The organism is Sphingopyxis sp. (assembly GCF_040216815.1).
Classification (GTDB): domain Bacteria; phylum Pseudomonadota; class Alphaproteobacteria; order Sphingomonadales; family Sphingomonadaceae; genus Sphingopyxis.
In genome coordinates this window covers 185757-208320 of the sequence record NZ_JAVJOJ010000005.1, presented here as the reverse complement: position 1 = coordinate 208320, position 22564 = coordinate 185757, and the positions used below count along the sequence as shown (strand labels likewise).

The window sequence follows — 22564 nt, the reverse complement described above, 5'->3', positions numbered from 1 at the left end:
TTCAAACCTCGGTCCCAAAAATGGCGGGGCCAGACCCTAACGTCCCCGCATCCCGTCAAAGACCTCGGCAAAGCTCGGCTGGTTATGATGGTCGACGCCCGAGCGGGCAGCCTCGATCACCAGCGGCTGCGGGTGGCCGTGGAGCGACGCGATGATCAGCTGCTTTACCGTGTGATAGATGGCGCCATCGCTTTCGATCACCGTCTTGGCGCGCGTCGCAAAGGGCCCGACGAGACCATAAGCGAGGAGCACGCCCAAAAAGGTACCGACGAGCGCCGAACCGATCATCGCGCCGAGAATCTCGGGCGGCTTGTCGATCGACCCCATCGTTTTCACCACGCCGAGCACCGCCGCGACGATGCCGAGCGCGGGCAGTGCATCGGCCAGGCTCTGCAAGCCTTCGGCGGGCTTCATACTGTGGTGGTGGTGGCTTTTGAGCGCATTGTCCATGACCTCCTCGACCGCATGCGGGTCGAGCGTGCCCGACGAAACGACGACCAGGCGCAGCGTGTCACAGATCAGATGGATGAGCGTGTCGTCCTTCAAAAGCCTGGGATATTGCTGAAAGATCGTCGAGTTCTTCGGATCCTCGATATGCGGCTCGACCGCCACCGGTCCTTCGGTGCGCATCATCTTCATCAGCGTCGAAACGAGCAGGATGCAGTCGAGATAATCCTGCTTTTTATACTGCGGTCCCTTGAACACCTTGCCGAGCCCGCCCGCGAGCGCTTTCAGGTCGGCGCCCGAATTGCCGATGATCAGCGAACCGAGCGCCGCGCCGCCGATGATCAGCATCTCGTGCGGCAGCGCGTGCATGACGGGGCCGAGATTGCCGCCGGTCAGCGCAAAGCCCCCGAACACCAGCAGGATCAGAACGACGATGCCGACAACGGGAAACATGTGCAAGCAACTCCAATCGGGGACCGGTCAGTGCCGGTCGCCCGCAAATCCAAGGGACGTCTTGATGTTTAACGGCAGCGGCGCCGCGACATTGAGCGCGGTCAGCGTAAAAGATCGAACAAAGTCTGCCGGTTGATCTTGGCAAAAGCCGCCTGCGCGGCGTTCAGCGTCAGTTCCTGGGCATTGAGTTCGGCGATGGCCACCGCAAGGTCGGTATCCTCGACCGCCGAGCGCTCGTCCTTCAGCGCGATGCCCCGCGCGGCAAGACCGTCGGCAAGGCGGTCGAGCCGCCCGCCTGCGAGGCCGATCCTGGCATGTTCGTCGGCGACATGGCCGATCGCGCCCTCCAGCGTGCTAAGCGACATGTTCATCGCCGCCTTGTCATTCGACGTGACCGCCGCGGCGGCATCGCGGATCCCCGTCGACAGGCTGTTTCCGCCGAAAACGAAGACGTCGGCCGCCGACTGCACCGGTGCGAAGCTGAGGCTGGCGTCGAAGCGCATCACGCGCGCCGCGCCCGACGCGAACACGGGTTCGCCATTCGAATCGCGCGTCGCGGCAAGCGCATCGATCTCGTCGGCGATCGTGCCGAGTTCGGCGGCGATCGCCGCGCGATCGGCAGGGTTGGCGTTATCGCCGACCGCTGCCAGCGTCAGTTCGCGCGCGCGCGTCATCAGGTCGCTTACCGACTTCATGATGCCGTCGGCCTGCGATACGAGCGCGGAAGCCGCATTGAGGTTCGCCGACCAGGCGGTCATGCTCGCCTGCGTCGTGCCGATCGTCGCGATCCGCCGCGCCGCGACGGGATCGTCGGACATGCGCAGCAATTTCTTGCCGCCCGAAATCTGAATCTGCGTCCGCTCGAGCTGTTCGGCAAGGCTTTGCTGGCGCGCGATTTCGCGCGTCATGCGATTGCCCACGGCGTTGATCATCGTCCCGGCCTCCTTACAGCGAGTTCAAGAGCGTTTGCATCGTTTCGCGCGCGACCTGGATCGTCCGCGCCGCCGCCGAATAGGCCTGCTGAAAGCGCAGCAGTTCGGCGGCTTCGGTGTCGAGATCGACCTGGGCAACGCCATCGCGCGCCGCCGCCGCGGCATCGGCGCGGGTCGTCGCGGCGGCATCCTGCGCGCGCGCGGCGGCAACGGTCTGCGCCTGCGATGCCATATGGCTCGACCAGCGTGCTTCGGGATCGTCGGCGCCGCGCATCGTACCGTACGCCAGCATGTTGCCGTTGGTGCCCGATGCGTTGGCGACCGCCACCTGATCGGGGGTCAGCGGCGCGGCGGCCAGCGTCGCTGCGCCGGTCCCCACAAACAGCGGCTGGCCCGGATTGCCGTTGGCGTCGGTGCCCGCCTGGTGCGCAGCATTGAGCTGCGCCGCAAAATCATTCGCCATCGTATCGAGCGCGGCGCGCTGATCGGCAACATGGTTCGCGCCTTCGGCCAGTCCCGCAAGCGACCCCGCCGAAATGGCAAGCGGTGCGCCGCCGACACTGTATGACAGGCGGCCGTCGGGGGCGGCGGTAACGGCGATCGGCGTAACCACGCCGCCGCCGACGAGCAGGTCGCCCGACCCCGCGGCGCGCAGCGTCACGGCGCCATTCGTATCGAAGGTCGCACTGACCCCCGCCTGCGACGACAATTTGTCGAGCAGCCGGTCGCGCTCGTCGAGCAGGCTCGCTTCGTTGGTCGAGCCCGGCCGCGCCTTTCGCAGTCCGATGTTGATCTGTTCGAGCGCGTCGAGATTGGCGTTGAAATTTCCGACGGCATTCGCCGCTGCCCCCGAAATCCCGTCGCTCATGCCGGCCAGCTGCCCCGCCGCGGTGCGAAAGCCCGAGGCGATATCGTCGACCGACTGCAGGAACTGCGCACGCAGCGTACGGTTCGCGGGGTCGGCAGTGAGCTGGTCGGCGGTAGTGAAGAGCGCGGTCAGCCCCGTCTTGATCCCATTGGTTTCGTCGCTGAGCGCGCCTTCAACCCTGCCCAGCCAATCGAGCCGCGTCGCGGCGCGTTCGGCGTCGCCCGATGTCAGGCGCGCATCGGCGATCAGCCATTGATCGACCGAACGGTCGATGCCGCGGATATCGACCCCGCCGGGGCTGGTGTTGCCGCGATAGAAGATCGAATTGCCGCCGCCGACGGCTTCCATCAGCTCCAGCCGGCGCCGGGCATAGCCGGGCGTCTGCGCGTTGGCGATATTGTCGCCGATCGTCGAGAGCGCACGCGAATAGGCCTTGAGCCCGCTGTAGCCGATGCCGAGCAGGTCGCTCATTGCACGCTTCCCCCGGAACGAGCGGCGAGCCCGCCGGGCGGGCCGCGAAACTGGCGTTCGACCATGTCGGCGATGCCGAACTGGCGCATCGCGGCCAGGCTGTCGGCGGTACGCGCGTCGGCCATTTCGCGAAAATTGTCGGTCGCGCTCGATCCGAAGATGTCGTCGCCGAGCTTTGCCTGCCGCATCGACGCCATCAACTGACGCAGGATCACGGCTTCGAACGCTTCGGCTGCCTTGCGCAGCCCGCCGTCGCCGCCCCCCGCAGCCGCGGGGGTGGGCGTGGCACCGATCGGGGAGATAGGGCTCGTCATATGATCACCAGCTCCGCAGTGAGCGCGCCGGCCTGGCTCAGCGCCTCGAGGATGGCGACAAGGTCGCCGGGGGGAACGCCCAGTCGGTTGATCGAATCGACCAGTTGGGAGAGCGAGGCATTGGGCTCCATCAGAAAGGCGGGGCGGTAATCCTCCTCCACCGTGATTTCGCTCGACGGTTCGATCGTGGTCTGGCCGCGGCTGAACGGCGCGGGCTGCACGACCATCGGCGATTCCTTGATCGACACGGTGAGCTTGCCATGGCTGACCGCCGCGGTGCCGACGCGCACCGCGCCGTTGATGACGACGGTGCCGGTGCGCGCGTTGACGATGACCTTTGCCGGCGGTTCGGCGCGCGTGACGTTCAGATTTTCGATCCGCGACATGAGCCGCATCCGCTCGTCGCCGTTGCCGCTGGCGCGGATCGCGATGCTCGCGCCGTCGATCATCGAGGCGGTGGCCGGAAGCGCGGCGTTGATCGCGTCGGTGACGCGTTTCGCATTGGTCGCGTCGAACTGATGGAGGTTGAAGGTCAGCCAGTCGCTCGTCGCAAAGCCGGTGTCGACCGCGCGCTCGACCGTCGCGCCGGCGGCGATCCGGCCGCTCGACGGCACATTGACCGTCAGCTTCGATCCATCGGCCGCATCGACGCCAAGCCCGCCGATCACCAGATTGCCCTGCGCCATCGCGTAAATCTGGCCATCGGCGCCATAGAGCGGCGCCAGCACCAGCGTGCCGCCGCGCAGGCTCTTCGCCTTGCCGATCGCCGATACGGTGATGTCGAGCCGCTGGCCGGGCTTGGCAAAGGGGGGCAGTTCGGCGGTGATCATCACGGCCGCGGCATTTTTGAGCGCCGGGTTCACCCCCGGCGGCAAGGTCAGGCCGAAACGCGACACTGCCCCCTTCATGCCGAGCGTCGAATAGTCGAGGCTGTCGTCACCCGTTCCGGCGAGCCCCACCACAATGCCATAGCCGGTGAGCTGGTTGGCGCGCAGGCCCTGGAACTGGCCCATATCCTTGATGCGCTCCGCCTGCACGGGCGCCGCGAAGCCAAGCCCCGCGAACAGGAGCGCGATAAGCATGAACAGGGTCGGACGCTGGGTCACTTCACATTTCCTCTATTCAAAAGGGGCTGATCATCGAGAAGAAGCGTTGCAGCCAGCCCTGGCGGCTGGCGCGGGCGATCTCACCCTTGCCGACATAGCGGATCGTCGCATTGGCCACGCGCGTCGACAGGATGCGGTTGTCGGGGCTGATGTCGATCGCGCGGACGATGCCCGAAATCTGGACGCGTTCGTCGCCGCGGTTGAGCGTCAGGAATTTTTCGCCCTTCACCAGCATCGTGCCGTTGGGATAGACGGCGGCGACGGTCACGCTGACTTCGCCCGACAGCGCATTCGACTGCGATGCGTCGCCCTTGCCCTTGAACTGCTGGCCGCCGCCCATCGCGATGTCGCTGGGGTTGAACAGCGAGAGGGGGCCGGTGGTCGGCGGGGTCAGCCCGATATTGCCGTCGCGCTGCGTCCCCGCGGCATTGCTTTTGGTCGCCGCGGTGCGCTCGACAAGCTGGATGGTCAGAATGTCGCCGACCTGCCCGGCGCGCCCGCCCGAAGTGAGCGGCACATAGGCGCCCTGAAAGATCGAGCCATTCGCCGGCGGCGGCGAAGGCGGCAGCGGCATCGTCGCCGAAAAGGCGTCGGGCGGCAGCTTGTCCTTTGCCAGCGCCGAAACCGGGGCCAGCATCAGAACAAGAAGCGCCAGCCTAGAGAGTTTGCGACGCATTTTTCATCATCTCGTCAGTGGCCGAGATCATCTTCGAATTGACCTCATAGGCGCGCTGCGTCTCGATCATGTCGACGAGTTCCTCGACGACATTGACGTTCGATCCTTCGAGCATCCCGCCGCGCAGCGTGCCGCGCCCTTCCTCGCCCGCGCCGCCGACCAGCGGCGCGCCCGAGGCTTGCGTCTCGACGAGCATGTTGCCGCCGATCGCCTGCAGCCCCGCCGGGTTGGAAAAACGCGCGATCTCGATGCGCCCGAGTTCGAGCGCGGTACCGTCGGCGGCGGTCGCCGACACCGTGCCGTCGAGCCCGATCGACACATTGCTCGCATCCTCGGGAACCTGGATTGCGGGGGTCAACGGCTTGCCATCGGGGGTCACGATCGTGCCGTCGGGCGCGCGGCCGAAATTTCCCGCGCGGGTGTAACCGATGCGTCCGTCGGGCAGTTCGACCTGGAAGTATCCCGCGCCGTCGATCGCAACGTCGAGCCCGTTGCCCGTCGTCTGGAAGCTCCCCTGCGTGTCGATGCGCGCGGTGCCGTTCAAGGCGACGCCGGTGCCGAGGTTGAGCCCCGTCGCATAGCGGTTTTCCGCCGTCGAGGGCGCGCCGGCCTGCGTCATCAATTGATAGCTCAGTGTCTCAAAGCTCGCGCGGTCGCGCTTGAAGCCCGTGGTGTTGACGTTGGCGAGGTTGTTCGCGATCACCTGCATCCGGAAGCTTTGCGCATCCAGACCGGTACGTGCGACGTGCAAGGCGCCGAGGCTCATCTCATTCTCTCCTTAACGGGGAAGCTGCATCAAATTGGCGGTCGCGCTGTCCATGTCGCGCACGTCGCCGATCATCTTCAATTGGGTGTCCCAGCTGCGGCTCGCCTCGATCATCTCGACGAGCGCCGAGGTCGCGGTGACGTTCGATCCTTCGATCGAGCGGGTGAGCAGCCGCGCTTCGGGGTCGTCGGGCAGGATGCCACCACCCTTTACGCGGAACAGGCCGTCGAGCCCCTTTGCAACCTCCGACCCCGCAGGGGTCGCGAGCCGCAGCCGGTCGACCTCCTGCGGGTTTTCGGGGTCGCCGCCCTGCGGCACGATCCACACCCGGCCCTGCTGGTCGATGCTGATCGCGTCGGCCGGCGGGATCGTCACCGGACCCTGCCCGCCCTGCACGGGATGGCCGTCGCCGGTGGTCAAGAGCCCGCTGGGCGATACCTGCAAGTCGCCGCGCCGCGTATAGGCTTCTTCGCCGTTCACCGCCTGCACGACGAGCAGCGCGTCGCCCTGCATCGCGATGTCGAGGTCGCGCCCCGTCGCGGTGACGGTGCCCGACTTCATATCGGCGCCGAGCACCTCTTCGGACGCCATGGCGCGCGCATCGAAACCGCTGCCCTCGAGCCACAGCGACTGCGCGTTCGCCATATCGGCGCGAAAGCCCGGCGTCTGGGCGTTCGCCAGATTGTTGGCGATCGCCGTCTGCCGCGCCATGCTGCCGCGCATCGCGGACAGGCTGGTATAGATGAGGCGGTCCATAGTCTTGCTCCCGGCAGGCGGCGTTCAGCGGCGGATCAGCGCATGCCGATGATCGTCTGGGTCAGCTGCGACGCGCCCTCGATCGCCTTGGCGTTCGCCTGGAAATTGCGCTGCGCCGCCATCAGCATCACCAGCTCTTCGGTGATGTCGACGTTCGATCGTTCGAGCGCGCCCGACCGGATCGCGCCCATCGGCCCGTTGGTCGCCGCGTCGATCGTCGGCGGGCCGCTTTCGCCCGTCGACTGCCAGTGCGCATCGCCCGTCGGGCGCAGGCCCGACATGGTGGGGAAGGTCGCCATCGCGACCTTGCCGAGCATCTGGTCCTCGCCATTGGCAAAGGTCGCGGTGACGAGGCCGTCGAGGCCTATCGTGACGTTGACCAGCGCCGAGGTCGGGTCCGAGGGTGCACCGGTTGGCAGCGCGAAATCGAAGGCGCCGGCCAGCGTATTGTCGGTGACATTGCCCGCGGCGTCGACCGGAAGCAGTTGCAGCTTCGCGCCGGTCGTATCGACGACAAAGCCATCGATCGTGTCGAACGAGCCGTTGCGCGTATAGGAGACCTGCTCGCGCGGCGGTTCGCCCTTCACGATGAACATGCCCTCGCCGACGATCGCGAGGTCGAGCGTTTTTTCGCTCGATTCATACGAGCCTTGCGTGAACTGTTGGGTGATACCGGCCAGGCGCGTGCCCTGTCCGGCGATCATCTTGGTCGACTGCGTCGGCGACGAGGCAAAAATATCGCCGAACTGCGCCTTGCTGCGCTTGAAGCCGACCGAACCGGCGTTCGCGATATTGTTCGAGATGACCGACATGTCGGTCTGGGCGCCTTTGAGGCCCGAAAGCGAAGTATAGAATGACATGGGCTTATCCTTCCTGGGTGGTGGGGGCGGGCGCCGGGGTGGCGGCCTTGATGTCCTTGAGCAGCTGCGTCTGCGCGGCGAGCTGCTCCGAAATCTGCGCGAGGGCATTGTTCGTCTCGCTGATCCCGGCGAGGCTTGAAAATTGCGCCATCTGGGCGACCATTTCGGTGTTATCGACCGGGTTGAACGGATCCTGCTGCGACAGCTGCGCCGTCATCAGGCGCAGGAAGTCGCTCTGGCCCATCTGCTGGCTGGTGCCGGGCGGGTGGAACACGGGATTGTTGTTGGTGATGCTGTTGACGCCCATCTTATTGTCCCATCCTCAAGGTTTCGTTGATCAGGCCCTTCGCGGTTTCGAGGACCTGGACATTGTTCTGATACTGGCGCGCGGTCTCGACCATCTCGACCAGTTCGGCGGCGCTATCGACCGCGGCCTCCCAGACGTTGCCGTCGGCGTCGGCGAGCGGGTTCGACGGATCGTGGCGTTTCGAGGGCGCCATTTTCGACGTCGTGACCTGGTCGATCTGCACCGTCGCGCGGCCCTGATCGTCCATCACGGTACGAAAGACGGGTTTCAGCGAACGAAAGGCGCCTGCCTCGCTGCCCGCGACCGTCCCCGCATTGGCAAGGTTCGAGGCGGTGGTGTTGAGCCGCACGAGCTGCGCCGACATGGCGCGGCCGCTGATGTCGAAGACGGAAAAGCTGCCGTTCATCGTCATTCACCCTTCAGCGCGCGCGACAGCGTGTTGATGCGGCCGCTTAAAAAGGCGAGGCTCGACCGATAGGCGAGCGCATTTTCGGCATAGGCCGTCTGCTCGGTCGCCATTTCGACGGTGTTGCCGTCGAGCGACGCCTGAACCGGAACGCGATAGGCAATCGCATCCTCGGTCGAGCCGCCCTGCTGCGCAAGGTCGAGCGCCTTCGCAAAATCGAGGTCGCGCGCCTTGTAGTTCGGCGTCGCGGCGTTCGCGATGTTCGACGCGAGCATCATCATGCGCTGGCTGCGCAGCTGGAGCGCCGTCGCATGCAACCCAAAAAGTTTCTCGGATGCCATCATCACATTCTTTCGCTTGCCGCCGTCCGTCGGCGGACCCTCGCTTGCCGGCGGCCGGCCGACTGGCGCGGACACACGGAAAGACACCCGGACATCATGCAATCGGCGTGCCAAAATAAGTTTATATATATTTTTCAATATATTATATGCGATTCAGCGCATCTGGCCGGTCCATCGTCAAAAAACCGACGCGGCGCGGCGATACGCGCCGGAACCCGCAGCGGGCGGCGGCTGGCACGCTTCGTGCAGCGTGCCAGGCGAATCTTTTTGGCATCGAAGGAGGCAGCCCTTGTCCCGCAGATTTTTCATCGCGCCCGCCTTGTGCGCCTTTGCCGCGCCGATGATCGCCGCCGCGCAGCCCGCGGCTCAGGATTGGCAGGCGATCGACACGCTGACCGCGACGGTCGCGAACGCGCTCGGCCGTACCGCCGTCCCGATCGATCGCCGTATCAAACTGGCGCGCTGTCCCGAACCGGCGACGGTGACCGCCATCGACGCCAACACGCTCGCGGTGCGCTGCGAACCGCTCGGCTGGCTCTTGCGCGTCGCGATGACCGGCGCCGAGGGCAACGCGTCGCCGATCACCGCGTCCCTTGCGCGACCGGCACCGGCGGCGCCCGTCGTCCGCCGCGGCGACAATGTGCGCGTGACGATCGACACACCGAACTATTCGATCAGCTACGCCGCCGTAGCAGCCGAGGATGGACGCGTCGGCGAAACGATCGCGCTGCATGGCAGCGACCGCAAGTCGACGCTGAGCGCCACCGTGACCGGCCCGGGACGCGCGCAGATCGACGACTGACGCGCGCCCCGCCCGATATCGATCGGCCCGGCCGTTCTCGGCTTTCCGACGCGGCCGGGCCTTTCTTTTTCTTTTTTTCAGGCCTGCTCGCTTAATCGCCCAGGTTACGAACCGTTAAAGCCTTGGTGAAGCGCGTCGTCACTTTTCTGACGGCGCCCGATGGAGGCTTTTATGTCGGGTGACAGCAAGATCGGACCCGTCGGCGGCATCGTCCGCGCCGGCCCGTCCCGCCGGGTCGCGAGCGAAACGGCCGCCCCGGCGCACACACCCGCACCGGCCCCGGCGGCGGACACGCTGCCCGCAGCAAAGCTGACGCGCCTCTCGGCCACGCTTGCCGACCAGCCGCCGCCGGTCGACGTGGCGCGCGTCGCCGCGCTGCGTACCGCGATCGCGGGCGGTAATTATGGCGTCCACCCGGCGCTCATCGCCAGCGCCATGCTCGATTTTCACGGGCGCGGGGGCGAATGATGTTTGCGGCGATGGACGACGTACAATTGCGCCTCGATACGCTGGTCGGCGCGCTCGACGGACAGGATGCCGGCGCGATCATCGCAGCGACCGAAGAGCTGGCGACCGCCGTGATTCTGATGCGCGGGGCACCGATCCCGCCGGGCGGCGAACATCGCGCCCGCGCGCTGATCGGCCAGACTCTCGGTCAGCTCGAAACCGCGGCAATGCGCGTCAATATCCTGAAGGACTGGACGCGTCGGCGGATTGACAGAAGCCATGAAATCCGGGGCACCCGGCCAGGCGGAACGGCCTTACACTACTGATATAACAGTATTTTTCTGCGCATATCTGGAAGTGGCACGATGATTGCTTTGGGTCTGCTGAACCAGCGGAACCAGGACGATGAACGCAATCAACACTCCCCAGGGCTCCACCCGCATCGCCGCTCCCGTGCTGGATGCGGTGCAGCGTGCGGCGGCGCGCACGGGGATCGATTTCGATTATCTGTTCGATGTCGCACGGGTCGAAAGCGGCTATAATCCGAACGCCAAGGCGGCAACCTCATCGGCGCGCGGGCTGTATCAGTTCACCAAGCAGACGTGGCTCGCGACGCTCGATCGCCACGGCGCGAACCATGGCCTCGCCTGGGCGGCCGACGCGATCGGCCGCGATGCGTCGGGGCGCCTGTCGGTCGCCGATCCGTTGCTGCGCGAACAGATTTTCGCGCTGCGCGACGACCCCGCCGCCGCGTCGACCATGGCGGCGGCGCTGACCGGCGACAACCGCGTCTATCTGGAAAGCCGGATCGGCCGCGCCGCCGAACCGGTCGATCTTTATCTTGCACATTTCCTGGGATCGGGGGGCGCCGCCAAATTTCTGACGGCGCTTGCCGCCGACCCCGACCAGCCCGGCGCGACCATGATGCCCGAGGCCGCCGCCGCAAACCGTTCGGTCTTCTACGCCGGCGACGGCCGGATGCGCAGCCTCGCCGAGATTCGCGACCGCTTTCGCACGAAGCTCGAGGAAGGCGGGAAGGCCGAAAATATGAAACCCCATGCCCCGCTCGGCTGGCGCGCGCAGGCGTCGTTTTCGAGCGCCCTGGCAAATGGCGACGCCCATGGCGGGGGACGCCCGCCGCTGCAGATGATGGATATTCAACCTATGCCCAAAAAGCTCTCGATGGGCTTTGCCGCCGACGCCTATCGGCGGCTGGCTTCTTTGTCCGGAGGCGCGGCGTGACCGCCGCCTTCGACATCGGAAAGGCCGGGCGCCTTGCCGGCATCGCCGCGCTGCCCGCCGCGATGCTGATCCTTGTCGCGCTGATGGTGATCCCGGTTTCGCCGCTGATCCTCGACATCAGCTTTGTCGCGAACATCATGATCAGCCTGCTGATCCTGATGGTCGCGCTACAGGCATCGAAGCCGCTCGATTTTTCGGCCTTCCCGACGGTGCTCCTGCTCGCGACGCTGTTCCGCCTCGCGCTCAATGTCGCCTCTACGCGCGTCGTGCTCGTCCAGGGGCACGAGGGCACCGCGGCCGCCGGCCATGTCATCGAGGCGTTCGGCCAAGTGCTGATCGGCGGCGATTATGTCGTCGGCCTGTTCGTCTTTGTCGTGCTGATGATCATCAACCTGATCGTCATCACCAAGGGCGCGGGCCGCGTGTCCGAAGTCTCCGCGCGCTTCACGCTCGACGCGCTTCCCGGCAAGCAGATGGCAATCGACGCCGATTTGAACGCCGGGTTGCTGACCCCCGAAGAGGCGAAGGCGCGCCGCGTCGAGATCGGCACCGAAGCCGATTTCTACGGGTCGATGGACGGCGCCTCCAAATTCGTGAAGGGCGATGCCGTCGCAGGGTTGCTCATCCTGTTCGTGAACATCGTCGGCGGGCTCATCCTTGGCATGTTCAGCCATGGGCTCAGCCTGTCGCACGCCGGCAGCACCTATATCACGCTCGCGATCGGCGATGCACTCGTCGCGCAGATTCCCGCGCTACTCCTGTCGATCGCCGCGGCAGCGATCGTCACTCGCGTGGCTTCGCCCTTCGATCTCAGCGGTCAGATCGGCAGCCAGTTCTCCTCGCCGCTCATCTGGACCGCGGTGGGCGGTATCCTGTTCATCCTCGGCCTCGTCCCCGCGATGCCGCAGATGCTGATCCTTCCCGCATCGGCGCTGTGTTTTGCGATCGGCTGGCAGCTCCGGCGTGCCGCGGCGGCCGAATCCGCCGCCCCCGAACCCGCCGAGCCGACGCCCGACCCGTCGCGTATCGAATGGGCCGACGTCAGCGAGGCGAGCGCTTGCCAGCTCGAGATCGGCTATGCGCTCGTCCCGCTTGTCGACGAACGCAAGGGTTCGCCGCTGATGACGCGGATCACGGGCATCCGCCGCCAGTTGTCGAAGGAACTTGGCTTCGTCGTCCCGCCGGTGAAGGTCAGCGACGATCTGTCGCTGCCCGGCAACGTCTATCGCATCGCGGTCGCCGGGGTGATCGTCGGCGAGGACGAGGTTTTCCCGAACGAAATGCTCGCGCTCGATTCGGGCGACCTTGTCACCAAGGTGGCAGGCCGCCCGTGCAAGGACCCGACCTTCGGCCTCGACGCGCTGTGGATTCCCAAGGCGTCGCAGAATGACGCGATCGCCGCGGGTTATACCGTCGTCGACCCCGCCACCGTCGTCGCGACCCACCTCAACAACAGCATCGTCGCCTCCGCCGCCGAATTGTTCGGGATCGACGATGCGCAGGCGCTGATCGACCATCTGAAAGCGCATTATCCGCAGCTCGCGCAGAATCTTTGCCCCCAAAGCTATGCGCTGCCGCGCGTCGCCAGCCTGTGCAAATCCCTGCTCGTCGAACGCGTTCCGCTGCGCGATTTCCGCAAGATCGCCGAAGCGATGGTCGCGCTGTCGGCGCAGCAACTCGGCGAGAGCGACCTGGTCGAAGCCGTGCGCCAGCGCATCGGCGCGCTGATCGTCCAGACGATCGTGCCGAGCCGGATGCCGCTCCCCGTCGTGACGTTCAGCCCCGAGATCGAGGTGCTGCTCAACCAGGCGGTGCGCGCGAATCCTGCCGCCGAATGGCCCTTTGAACATGGCATGGCGATGAAGATCATCGAACAGATCGGCCAGGCGGTCGAACCCTTGCTCCTGTCGACGCGCAGCTTTGCGCTCGTCGCCTCGCCCCTCTGCCGCTCCGCGCTGTCGCGCCTCGTGCGTGCCACTTTCCCCGACGTCGCCGTCCTTTCCTACCTCGAAATCCCGGCGACCAAGCAGACCGAAATCGTCGCGACGATCGGCGCCGAAGTGCCGCGCCTCGCACCTGGAATCGATGCCCCCATGGAGGACCAAATAGATGAGAATTGAGCCCGCCGAGCAATTTGCCGGGGCGGCCGGGCGCGCGCTGCGCCCGCACGGCTATGGCGAAAGCGTCGATGCGCTGGTCCAGGAACACGCCCCGCTGGTGCGCAAGATCGCGTGGCAAGTCTTTTCGCGGGTCGCGCGGACGAGCGAGCTTGACGACCTGATCCAGACCGGGCTGATCGCGCTCATCGAGGCGGCTCGGCACTACGAAGAGCGCGGCTTTGCCTTTGCGACCTATGCCACGACGCGCATTCGCGGCGCGATGATCGATCAGCTTCGCCGCGAAGCCGACGTCGGGCGTTCGGCGATGGCCGCGGCCAAACGGTTGCAGGCCACGCGCGCCGCGCTCGAACAGCAACTGCACCGCGCGCCCACCGCGGCCGAAATGGCGGTCGCGCTCGACATGGCGGCGGAGGATTATTTCGCGCTCGAACGCAATGCGACGCACGGCCATTCGACTTCGCTCGACGAACTTACCGAGATCGGCGCCTTCCTGGCCGCCGACGAGGACGCCGGAGCCGACGAGCGGTGCGAGCAGGAAAATCTGATGAGCGCGCTGCGCCAATGCGTCGGACGGCTCTCCGAACGCGAACAGATGGTACTCCAGCTCTATTTTTTCGAGGAACTCAATCTGCACGAAATCGGGCTGACGCTCGACGTCAGCGCTGCACGCATCTGTCAGATCAAGCGCGAAGCGATGATCAAGGTCGAACGCATGATGCGCGAGATGACCGAATAGAAGGCGAGGCCCGGACCAACGGATGCGACGCGCGAACGGGTGCTGCGCGCGGCCGGAGCAGGCCAGGCCTATTCGGCCGCGATCAGGCCGCCAGTGTCTGCCGCTGCTGCCGCGCCGCGCCGATCTTGTCGAAATAGGCCGCCATGCGCTCGGTTCCGGTGGCGGTCAGCCGGACGAGCGTTCGGCGGCGGTCGCGTTCGTCGATCGCGCGCTCGACCAGTCCGCGGCGCTCGAGCGACGCGATCATCCGCAGCCCCGACGACAGCGGCACGCCCGCGCCGGTCGCAAGGTCGCTGGCGCCGAGGACGCGGCCGTTGGCTGCGGCGAGCATCAGGTCGAGCAGCATATCCCAGACCGGACCCGATATTTCCACGCCGCCGAAATGGGTGCGGCGAATACGCCGGACCTCAATGCTGAACGACAGCTGGTCGAGCAGGCGCGGCGGAACCGCGCCCTCGTCCCGCGGCTCGCGAACGGGATCCATCAGCGTCGCTGGCGCCTCTTCGCCCCGGCTCGCGAGCAGCTGATGGATCTGGTCGACCCGCGATTTCAGTTCGGCGATTTCCTGATTCGAAAATGGCTGCATGTAACAACGCCCCTGGGGAGCCACCGTTACGCCGCAAGGTCCTTTGGCCGGCCCGACGACCCCGATGCATAGATGATCAGCAGTAGGATCGGATAGGAAATATACACCGAAAGCAGCGAATAGGGCCGCGCCAATATCTCCGCGAACATCAGTTTCTGGATATGACCGAAAATGGCGATCAGCTGCCACCCGGTGATCCAATAGGGCCAGAAACGCTGCGTTCTTAGCGCGATGAACCAGAAGCTCATCAACACCAGAACGTCGATGATGAAGATATTGACTTCGATGTCGGTCCAGGTCGGAAAAGGCGTGACGGCGGACGTCAGGACCGAGGCGATCAATGCCGTATAGGCTGCCCAGCGTTCGAGCGGTCCGCCACGTCGGACGGCAACGGCAACGGTGATGAACAGAACGACATAATAGATCGCCACGGACCACATGTGGCAGTCAACCTTTCCTGCGGATCAACCCGCCTTTGCGACCATCGGCGCGTCGACACGCTGGCAGTCGTTGCTGCCCTCGTCGACCAGCTTTGCCGACGCCGGCTTGACCCCGGCACCGAACATGCGCGCGCCCAGCCCGACTTCCTTCTGCGTCACAGTCAACGCCACATGCGCGTCGGTCAAGAGCTGACGGACCTCGCCGGCGGCGGCGAGAGCCTGGGCGACCTTGGCCATCGCTTCCTGCCCGACAATCGCCGACATGTTGGTTTGGCGCCGCGCGGTCGGTAGCGTGGCCGCAAGCTGGGCGATACGGATCATCGCTTCGTCGATGGCGTCTTCGGCCTGGTGCAGGTCCGAAGCAATCTTCTTTGCCGCAGAAACTCGTTCGTTCAGCATTAACTTCTTCCTTGCAAAAGGAATGCTACCGGCTCCCCCCCGCAGCATTCGGTTCGAACATCAGGTCAGAACACGACCAAGTCCCACAAGGATCGAATAGAGGGCGGAGAAAGCCAAAATCGTCGCGAATGCGATGAGGATCGGCCAGATTATCCTTTCCATCAACCCATGCCGGTTGGCCGGCTGGGACGCGGTAGGAAATGGCGAACCGATGTCCAAAAGCCGCCGAAGCAAACTGCGCCCCTCCTCGGCATCGGCGGCGGGCGGATCGTCGCCTAGGTCGATCAATTGATATGTCAAAGGCTGATAGGGGGTAACATGGTCGAAGACACCGTTAACAGCCAGCACGCGCGCGGCTTCGATTCTGTTGGAAACATTAAGCTTTTTTAACACTCGTCGCACGCGCTCATCGACCGTGTGGGGCGACACATGCATAATCCGCGCTATCTGCTTGGAATTTTTATGCTCGTAAACGTGCCGCAGCGTTTCGATTTGCGCGGCCGAAAGCAGGCTGATGTAATTGTCGGGGTCGCCTTGCACCCGCGTTGGAATAGAGCATCATGAGTCGAAATCAAGGTCGGCGGGGGGTAAATTCGCATTCTAAGCAGTCGTGTTACGGTGACATGGCCGATCGCCGTCACCTTTTGTTTACCATAATGCCGGATCAGCCGGCACGCGCGGTCGCCGGCCTTCCCCCCCGCCCTAATTGCGCCCCTCGACAAGGCCGCGCGCGATCACCTGCGCCTGAATCTCGGCAGCCCCCTCGAAGATGTTGAGGATGCGCGCATCGCAGAGGACACGGCTGATTTCATATTCGAGCGCATAGCCGTTGCCGCCGTGGATCTGTACGCTGGCGTCGGCGTTCGACCAGGCAACACGCGCGGCGAGCAGCTTGGCCATCCCGGCCTCGATGTCGCAGCGCTTGCCCGAATCCTTTGCCCGCGCGGCGGCATAAGCGAGTTCGCGCGCCATCACGAAGTCGACAAGGCCCATCGCCAGCTTGTCGGCGACGCGTGGGAAATGGATGATCGCCCGTGCGAACTGCCTGCGGTTCAGCGCATAATCGAGCCCCAGTTCCAGCGCCCGGCGCGCGACGCCGACGGCGCGTGCCGCGGTCTGGATACGCGCGCCTTCGAACGTGCGCATCAGCTGTTTGAACCCCTGCCCCTCTGCGCCGCCAAGCAGCGCGTCTTCGGGCGCCGCCATGCCCTCGAATTGCAGCGCATATTCACGCATCCCGCGATAGCCGAGCACGCCGATCTCGCTCCCGCTCATCCCCGAAGCGGGGAAGGGGTCGGCGTCGGTCCCGCGCGGCTTGGGAACGAGGAGCATCGACAGCCCGGAATAACCTTTCGTATCGGGCAAGGTGCGCGCGAGCAAAGTCATCAGGTCCGAGCGAGCGGCATGGGTGATCCACGTCTTTGCTCCGTCGATCACCCATCGGCCGCCCGCGATCCGCGCGCGCGTCTGAAGCGAACCCAGATCCGATCCGACGTCGGGTTCGGTGAATACGGCGGTGGGCAGGATCTCGCCGCTCGCAATCTTCGGCAGCCATGCCGCCTTTTGCGCCTCGGTGCCCCCGGTTGCGATCAATTCGCCCGCGATTTCCGACCGTGTCCCGAGCGATCCCGCGCCGATCCAGCCGCGCGACAGTTCTTCGGTGACGAGGCACATCACCAGCTTCGACAGCCCGAGACCGCCATAGGCCTGCGGAATGCAAACCCCGAAGGTGCCGAGGTCGGCCATCGCCTGCACCGTGGTGTCCGGGATCAGCGCGTTCGTCAGATGCCAGCCGTGTGCGTGAGGCACGATCTCCGCATCGGTAAAGCGGCGAAACTGGTCGCGGATCGCATCGAGTTCGCCATCGTGCAGCGTCTCGCTCGGCCAGTTGGCGGACGCGAGCGCGGCGGCGATTTCGGCGCGCCGCGCGGCATGGTCCGCGTCGAGCAGCTTCGCGCAGGCATCGCCGAGCGCCCGCGCCGCCACGCCGAGCCCCAGATCGGCGGGACGAAACATCTCATTCTGCCCCATCGGCAGGCCGCCGGTGAGCTGGCCGATAGCTTCGGCGAAGGCAAGCTGCGCGATCTGGGCATCGAGCGGATTCGCCCCCTTCCCTGCCTCGCACCACTCCAGCACCGCCGCCAGCGCCGCCACCGTCGTCGCGACCCAGGCGAAACCGTGCGCCGCGCGCTGCTCGTCGTCGATCGACCGCGCGGCGAGACGCCGGGCAAGCGCCGCCTGCGCCGCGCCGCGATAGGCATCGGCGGCCGCCAGATATTGCCGCAGGTCGGACATGCTCAGGCGGCACGCTCGAAGATTGCGGCGATGCCCTGGCCACCGCCGATGCACATCGTCTCGAGACCATAGCGCCCGTCGCGGCGCACCAGCTCGCGCGTCAGATTGGCAAGAATGCGTCCGCCGGTCGCGCCGATCGGGTGGCCAAGCGAAATCCCCGACCCGTTGACGTTCAGAATCGCGTTCCGGCTGTCGTCGTCGGACCAGCCCCACCCCTTGAGCACCGCGAGCACTTGCGGCGCGAAGGCTTCGTTGAGTTCGACCAGGTCGATGTCGCCCCAGCCGAGGCCGCTGCGCGCGAACAGCCGCTCGACCGCGGGCACGGGCCCGATTCCCATGCGGCTGGGGTCGCACCCCGCCGACGCCGCGCTATGGTACCAGGCGATCGGTTCCAGCCCGAGCGCGTCGAGCTTGTCCTCGGCGACGATCAGGCAGGCGGCGGCGGCGTCATTCTGCTGGCTGGCATTGCCCGCGGTCACGACGCCGCCCTCCAGCGCGCGCAGTTTGCCGAGCGATTCCATGCTGGCGTCGGCGCGATAGCCTTCGTCGTGCGCGAAAATCACGGGATCGCCCTTCTTCTGCGGCACGTTGACCGGCACCAGTTCGTCGTCGAAAAGGCCGTTCGCCCACGCCGCCGCCGCGCGCTGGTGGCTTTGCACCGCATAGGCGTCGGCCGCCTCGCGACTGATGCCATACTCCTTCGCCAGATTTTCGGCGGTCTCGATCATGCCGCTGATCACCCCGAAACGTTCGACCGGCTGCGACATCAGCCGTCCGCGCGTCAGCCGGTCGTGCAGCGTCAAATTGCCCGCGCGCACGCCTTTGCGAACATCGGTCGTATAATGTTCGACGTTCGACATCGATTCGACCCCGCCCGCGACGACGACGTCGGCCATCCCCGTCTGGACCATCATCGCGGCATTGACGACCGCCTGTAGGCCGGACCCGCAGCGACGATCGAGCTGGTATCCCGGCACCTCCATCGGCAGTCCCGCCGCCAGCCACGACCAGTGGCCGATCGCCGGCGCCTCGCCATTGCCATAGCCTTGCGAAAAAACGACGTCGTCGACGCGCGCCGGGTCGATCCCCGTGCGCTCGATCAGCGCCTTCAGGATCACCGCGCCGAGCGCGCCCGCGGTCATCGACGAAAGCGCGCCCCCGAATTTTCCGACGGCGGTGCGGATGGGGGCAACGATGGCGGCGCGGCGCAGGGTCATGGGTCAGTCTCCGGTGTTGGCGATGCCGACGATACCGGCATCGATCAGGCGGGCGATCTCGCCCGATGAAAGCGAAAGGCGGTGGGCGAGCACGTCTTCGCTATGCTCGCCGTTCAGCGGCGCCGGGCGCGGCGGCTGTCGCTCCGCCTGCGGCAGCGTCGCAAAGGCGCCCGCGGCGGGGTAGGCAAATCCGCTGGGGTTGGCGACCGCGCCGAAAATCGGATTATCGGCGACGAGCGCGGGGTCCTGCACCGCCTCAACCATAGTGCGATAGGGCGAATGGACGATCCCGCCCGCGTCGAAGGCCGCGACCAGATCGTCATGGTCGCGCGCCGCAATCGCCGCTTCGAACAGCGGATAGAGCGCATCGCGGTGCGTGAAGCGCAGTCCGTCATCACTCGCAAAGGAGACGCCGCGCGCGGCCTCGATCGCCGCCACCGGCTTGTCCAGGTCCAGCGCCGCGACGAGATTCGCCCATTGCCGCGGCGTGACGACGACGATCATGGTCCGCCGCCCGTCGCGCGTCGTAAAATCGCGGCCGAACAGGCCATAGACCGCATTGCCGAGCCGCGGCCGGTTTGCGCCGGTATAGAGCGTCTCGGCCACGCCGCCCAGATTTGCGACCGTGCCGATCGCGACGTCGGAGAGCGGAATGCGCACCTCGCCCCCTTCGCCGCTCACGCCGCGCCGCTGAATCGCGGCAAGCAAGGCAAAGGCGGCGTAGGCGCCGGTCAGCAGATCCCATGCGGGAAGCACATGATTGACCGGGTCGGGGCCAGCGCCCGTCAGCATCGGATAGCCGACGCTGTTGTTCACCGTATAGTCGAGCGCGGGCGACCCGTCGGCCCAGCCCATCACGCGCACGGTGATCAGGTCGGCGCGCCCTTCGGCGAGCGTCGCATGCGACAGAAAGCCTTCGACCGGGAAATTGGTGATGAACTGGCCCGTCGCGCGCACCAGTTCCTTGAGCAGTTCGCGCCCTTCGGGCCGGCCAAGGTCGAGTGCGACCGACTTTTTCGCGCGATTGAGATTTTCCCAATAGAGCGAGTTGTTCTCCGCCGTCACCGGCCAGCGCCGGAAATCGGGGCCGCCGCCGATCTGGTCGACGCGGATCACCTCGGCACCCATTTGCGCGCAGTAGAGCCCGGCGGTCGGCGACGCGACAAACGACGACGCCTCGATCACCGACAGGCCGGTCAACAGGTCGTACATATGGCGTCCATCCCCCGGCCCGGTCACGATCGAGCGGCGGCATCCGGCAAGGATCCCGCCGCGCGTGTCCGCCATCACGTGGCGAATGGAAACCGGAAAGCCGCACGAACGCCGTGAGTCAAGCCGCGACGCTGTAAACACCGGCGGCAGGACGCGAAAACTCGCGATCCGATACGCAATTCGGCACGGCAATACCCGAAAAAGGACCGCTCCGTTTTTTTCGTCGAGCCAGCGCCGCCGAACGAAAGCCTGGGCCTAACGGGTTTTCGTCCAGATTTTGCTGCGGCAGATGAACGCGACGCAACCCTTGAGTTCGAGCTTGCCGTTCGCGAGCAGCTTCAGATAACCGCGCGGCGCGCCATCGCCGGTTTCGGGGTCATACACCGGTCCCCCCTTCCACTCGTCGGGTCCGCCGGTGAAATCCTTGAGCACGACGAGCCCCTTGATTCGTCGCTGCCGCAGTTTCGAATCCGAATTACGCACATCGCGCAGGTCAGGGTTGCCGCGCAGCCGCGCCGCGTCGACGACCCTGCCGCAGAGCGCCGATCCGCAGCGGTAGATTTCGACGCGGCCGCCCTCGCTGCCGGTCGCCCAGATGCCGGTGATGTCGGCAGCGGATGCCGGCGACGATGCCGCAAACAGGCCGATCGCGGCCACCGGGAGAGCCAGCGTCTTCATGCCGCATGCGCTTTCGGTTCACCGGCTTCGAGCGCCGCCTGCGCCTGGGCCAAGAGGGCGCGGTCGTCGAGCTGCCAGGGATGGAAGCCGGGGCGCATGTAAGTGAACACGCCGAGCAGGAGCAGACGCAGTGTTCCGGGCCGGCGATAGAGATAGGCAAGCAGCTTCCGCCATGTGGCGAAATCGTTGCGTCCGTCCTGCCGCAACAGGTCGGCTGTGTTGCGAAAAATCACATAGTGAAAACGGATTGTCGTCAGGCACATGACAAGGCTGCGCTTCAGCCAGCGGCGGAACGGCGTCATGTGCCGCGTTGCATGCAAATAGGTATCGAACGCCACCGCCTTATGCTCGATTTCCTCCATCGCATGCCATTGCCACAATCGCTTCGCCTCGTCGGTCGCGCCCGCAAGATGTTCGGGATCGGCGAGTGCATCATGCGCGAGCGTCGCGGTGAAATGTTCGAGCGCGCAGGTAGCGGCGAGTTGCTGGAGCGGCGACCGGCGCTTCACCCACGCAATCGTGCGGCGCGCCCGATCCTCAAGCGGCGCGATGTTGTACCCGACATCCTGTGCCTGGCGGTTGAACACCACATGTTCGCGCGAATGCATCGATTCCTGATAGAGAAAATCGTCGATCTGGCTGCGCAGCGGTTCGGGCGTGCCGTCGCGATAATGGCGCACCGCCGTCATGAAGAATTTCTCGCCCACCGGAAAGGTCGAAGACAAGGCATTGAAGAAGGCGGTTCGGCCGGGATCGCCGCTGTGCCACCACCGTGTCGGTTCTATTTCGCGTCCGAATTTCAGGTCGCGCTTCTCGATTTGAAGATCGCGGGGTGTGTAGGTCGATAACATCGCGCACCTCTGCTCATAAATTACATTAACATCAATGTTTATATAATGCGATGAAGGATCGTGCAAGCGATGTTTTCGGTCGATTCAGGTGACAGGACGGCGCGCCGACCGCCGCCAGACATGGATTGTGACAATCGCGCCAATTGCGCTAAGGACTCCATGGACTACGGCCCATGTGGGGTGGGGCGGCCGCAAGGAACAACAACGATGCAGAAGCAAGCAATACCGCGCGTAAAGCGGCGCAAGCGGCTGGGCCCCGAGGTCCGCGAAGAGGGTCTGGCAGCGGCGCGGCGCCTGCTGCTCGAGGGGGGGCCCGGCGCTGTCACGCTGGCCAATATCGGCGACGAAATCGGCATGTCGCATGCCAATGTCCTTCATCATTTCGGATCGGCCGCCAGCCTGCAATCGGCGCTGATGGGATCAATGATCAACGACCTGACGGTTGCGCTCGGCGATGTGGTCGAATTGCTCAAGACAGACGCTGCCGCGCCGCGCGTTGTGGCGGATCGCGTGTTTGACGCCTTTGACAAGGGGGGCGCCGGGCCGCTCGCGGCGTGGATTATCCTCTCGGGCGATGTCGCGCATCTCGAACCCGTGCGCGAGGCCGTGCGCTCGCTCGTCGAAGCCATTGTCGGCCAGTCGACCGACGATGCCGCACCCGACCGCGTGCGCGCCGCGGTGCTGATGATGGCGGTGAGCGCGTTCGGCGACGCGGTGATCGGCCCCTATGTGCGCGACATGCTCGACCAGAAGGACGATGCCATGCGCGATCTGATCGCCCGCATCCTGCCGCTGTTCCTGATACCGTCGGGGATTCCGCCGGCTGTTTCCTGAAA

Annotated in this window: 28 protein-coding genes; 7 read left to right on the top strand and 21 right to left on the bottom strand. The window is 65.6% G+C overall.

The window, feature by feature from the left end; genetic code table 11:
* Positions 1-36: 36 nt before the first annotated feature.
* The 12 genes from motA to RIA72_RS08450 form a co-directional block, all read right to left on the bottom strand.
* Positions 37-900, bottom strand: a complete 864-nt coding sequence (gene motA / locus RIA72_RS08505) for a flagellar motor stator protein MotA (RefSeq protein ID WP_350031748.1) — start codon at positions 898-900, stop codon at positions 37-39.
* 101 nt (positions 901-1001) lie between these two features.
* Positions 1002-1832: a flagellin N-terminal helical domain-containing protein gene (locus RIA72_RS08500; protein WP_350031747.1), complete on the bottom strand. Its 831-nt coding sequence runs from the start codon at positions 1830-1832 to the stop codon at positions 1002-1004.
* 13 nt (positions 1833-1845) lie between these two features.
* Positions 1846-3171, bottom strand: a complete 1326-nt coding sequence (gene flgK / locus RIA72_RS08495; protein ID WP_350031746.1) for a flagellar hook-associated protein FlgK — start codon at positions 3169-3171, stop codon at positions 1846-1848.
* The gene (locus tag RIA72_RS08490; protein WP_350031745.1) at positions 3168-3485 is read right to left on the bottom strand and encodes a rod-binding protein; all 318 of its coding nucleotides are present in this window, start codon (positions 3483-3485) and stop codon (positions 3168-3170) included. The genes flgK and RIA72_RS08490 overlap by 4 nt, the downstream gene beginning before the upstream one ends.
* On the bottom strand, positions 3482-4567 hold the full coding sequence (locus tag RIA72_RS08485) for a flagellar basal body P-ring protein FlgI (protein ID WP_350031827.1): 1086 nt from the start codon (positions 4565-4567) through the stop codon (positions 3482-3484). The genes RIA72_RS08490 and RIA72_RS08485 overlap by 4 nt, the downstream gene beginning before the upstream one ends.
* Positions 4568-4607: 40 nt before the next feature.
* The gene (locus RIA72_RS08480) at positions 4608-5267 is read right to left on the bottom strand and encodes a flagellar basal body L-ring protein FlgH (protein ID WP_350031744.1); all 660 of its coding nucleotides are present in this window, start codon (positions 5265-5267) and stop codon (positions 4608-4610) included.
* A complete protein-coding gene (flgG, locus tag RIA72_RS08475) occupies positions 5248-6033 on the bottom strand; it encodes a flagellar basal-body rod protein FlgG (RefSeq protein ID WP_350031743.1) in 786 nt (261 codons plus the stop codon). The genes RIA72_RS08480 and flgG overlap by 20 nt, the downstream gene beginning before the upstream one ends.
* 12 nt (positions 6034-6045) lie before the next feature.
* Positions 6046-6789 carry a flagellar basal-body rod protein FlgF gene (gene flgF / locus RIA72_RS08470; RefSeq protein ID WP_350031742.1) on the bottom strand — a complete coding sequence of 248 codons (744 nt, stop codon included), beginning with the start codon at positions 6787-6789 and terminating at the stop codon, positions 6046-6048.
* A gap of 35 nt (positions 6790-6824) precedes the next feature.
* Positions 6825-7649, bottom strand: a complete 825-nt coding sequence (locus RIA72_RS08465; RefSeq protein WP_350031741.1) for a flagellar hook-basal body complex protein — start codon at positions 7647-7649, stop codon at positions 6825-6827.
* A gap of 4 nt (positions 7650-7653) precedes the next feature.
* Positions 7654-7956 (bottom strand): flagellar hook assembly protein FlgD, encoded by a 303-nt coding sequence (locus RIA72_RS08460; RefSeq protein WP_350031740.1) that lies wholly within the window; start codon positions 7954-7956, stop codon positions 7654-7656.
* Position 7957: 1 nt separating this feature from the next.
* The gene (gene flgC / locus RIA72_RS08455) at positions 7958-8368 is read right to left on the bottom strand and encodes a flagellar basal body rod protein FlgC (protein ID WP_338427102.1); all 411 of its coding nucleotides are present in this window, start codon (positions 8366-8368) and stop codon (positions 7958-7960) included.
* Positions 8365-8706: a flagellar basal body rod protein FlgB gene (locus RIA72_RS08450; protein ID WP_350031739.1), complete on the bottom strand. Its 342-nt coding sequence runs from the start codon at positions 8704-8706 to the stop codon at positions 8365-8367. Before RIA72_RS08450 ends, flgC begins: the two co-directional genes overlap by 4 nt.
* Before the next feature lie 286 nt (positions 8707-8992).
* Between RIA72_RS08450 and RIA72_RS08445 the strand changes: the two genes are divergently transcribed.
* The 6 genes from RIA72_RS08445 to RIA72_RS08420 all read left to right on the top strand — a co-directional run bounded on the left by RIA72_RS08445 (position 8993) and on the right by RIA72_RS08420 (position 14050).
* On the top strand, positions 8993-9505 hold the full coding sequence (locus RIA72_RS08445; RefSeq protein WP_350031738.1) for a flagella basal body P-ring formation protein FlgA: 513 nt from the start codon (positions 8993-8995) through the stop codon (positions 9503-9505).
* 171 nt (positions 9506-9676) lie between these two features.
* Positions 9677-9973 carry a flagellar biosynthesis anti-sigma factor FlgM gene (flgM, locus tag RIA72_RS08440; RefSeq protein WP_350031737.1) on the top strand — a complete coding sequence of 99 codons (297 nt, stop codon included), beginning with the start codon at positions 9677-9679 and terminating at the stop codon, positions 9971-9973.
* On the top strand, positions 9970-10278 hold the full coding sequence (locus RIA72_RS08435; protein ID WP_350031736.1) for a hypothetical protein: 309 nt from the start codon (positions 9970-9972) through the stop codon (positions 10276-10278). Before flgM ends, RIA72_RS08435 begins: the two co-directional genes overlap by 4 nt.
* A 79-nt stretch (positions 10279-10357) precedes the next feature.
* Positions 10358-11194: a transglycosylase SLT domain-containing protein gene (locus RIA72_RS08430; protein WP_350031735.1), complete on the top strand. Its 837-nt coding sequence runs from the start codon at positions 10358-10360 to the stop codon at positions 11192-11194.
* Between the two features lie 62 nt (positions 11195-11256).
* Positions 11257-13314 carry a flagellar biosynthesis protein FlhA gene (gene flhA, locus RIA72_RS08425; RefSeq protein ID WP_350031826.1) on the top strand — a complete coding sequence of 686 codons (2058 nt, stop codon included), beginning with the start codon at positions 11257-11259 and terminating at the stop codon, positions 13312-13314.
* Positions 13304-14050, top strand: a complete 747-nt coding sequence (locus RIA72_RS08420) for a sigma-70 family RNA polymerase sigma factor (protein WP_350031734.1) — start codon at positions 13304-13306, stop codon at positions 14048-14050. The genes flhA and RIA72_RS08420 overlap by 11 nt, the downstream gene beginning before the upstream one ends.
* An 82-nt stretch (positions 14051-14132) precedes the next feature.
* Here the strand turns inward: RIA72_RS08420 and RIA72_RS08415 are convergent, their stop codons facing one another.
* The 9 genes from RIA72_RS08415 to RIA72_RS08375 all read right to left on the bottom strand — a co-directional run bounded on the left by RIA72_RS08415 (position 14133) and on the right by RIA72_RS08375 (position 21728).
* Positions 14133-14636 (bottom strand): MarR family winged helix-turn-helix transcriptional regulator, encoded by a 504-nt coding sequence (locus RIA72_RS08415; RefSeq protein ID WP_350031733.1) that lies wholly within the window; start codon positions 14634-14636, stop codon positions 14133-14135.
* 26 nt (positions 14637-14662) lie between these two features.
* Positions 14663-15076 carry a hypothetical protein gene (locus tag RIA72_RS08410; protein ID WP_350031732.1) on the bottom strand — a complete coding sequence of 138 codons (414 nt, stop codon included), beginning with the start codon at positions 15074-15076 and terminating at the stop codon, positions 14663-14665.
* Positions 15077-15100: 24 nt separating this feature from the next.
* A complete protein-coding gene (locus RIA72_RS08405; RefSeq protein WP_350031731.1) occupies positions 15101-15475 on the bottom strand; it encodes a hypothetical protein in 375 nt (124 codons plus the stop codon).
* Between the two features lie 60 nt (positions 15476-15535).
* Positions 15536-16015, bottom strand: a complete 480-nt coding sequence (locus RIA72_RS08400; RefSeq protein WP_350031730.1) for a response regulator transcription factor — start codon at positions 16013-16015, stop codon at positions 15536-15538.
* A gap of 162 nt (positions 16016-16177) precedes the next feature.
* Entirely contained in the window at positions 16178-17770 is a 1593-nt protein-coding gene (locus RIA72_RS08395; protein ID WP_350031729.1) for an acyl-CoA dehydrogenase family protein, read from the bottom strand.
* Positions 17771-17772: 2 nt separating this feature from the next.
* Complete coding sequence (locus RIA72_RS08390) at positions 17773-18987, bottom strand: acetyl-CoA C-acetyltransferase (RefSeq protein WP_350031728.1); 1215 nt, start codon at positions 18985-18987, stop codon at positions 17773-17775.
* A 3-nt stretch (positions 18988-18990) separates the two neighbouring features.
* The gene (locus tag RIA72_RS08385; RefSeq protein ID WP_350031727.1) at positions 18991-20199 is read right to left on the bottom strand and encodes a CoA transferase; all 1209 of its coding nucleotides are present in this window, start codon (positions 20197-20199) and stop codon (positions 18991-18993) included.
* Between the two features lie 255 nt (positions 20200-20454).
* Positions 20455-20877, bottom strand: a complete 423-nt coding sequence (locus tag RIA72_RS08380) for a DUF2147 domain-containing protein (RefSeq protein WP_350031726.1) — start codon at positions 20875-20877, stop codon at positions 20455-20457.
* Positions 20874-21728, bottom strand: a complete 855-nt coding sequence (locus tag RIA72_RS08375; protein ID WP_350031725.1) for a metal-dependent hydrolase — start codon at positions 21726-21728, stop codon at positions 20874-20876. Before RIA72_RS08375 ends, RIA72_RS08380 begins: the two co-directional genes overlap by 4 nt.
* Positions 21729-21935: 207 nt before the next feature.
* On the opposite strand from RIA72_RS08375, the gene RIA72_RS08370 reads away from it, so the two are divergent.
* Complete coding sequence (locus RIA72_RS08370) at positions 21936-22562, top strand: TetR/AcrR family transcriptional regulator (RefSeq protein WP_350031724.1); 627 nt, start codon at positions 21936-21938, stop codon at positions 22560-22562.
* Positions 22563-22564: the final 2 nt, after the last annotated feature.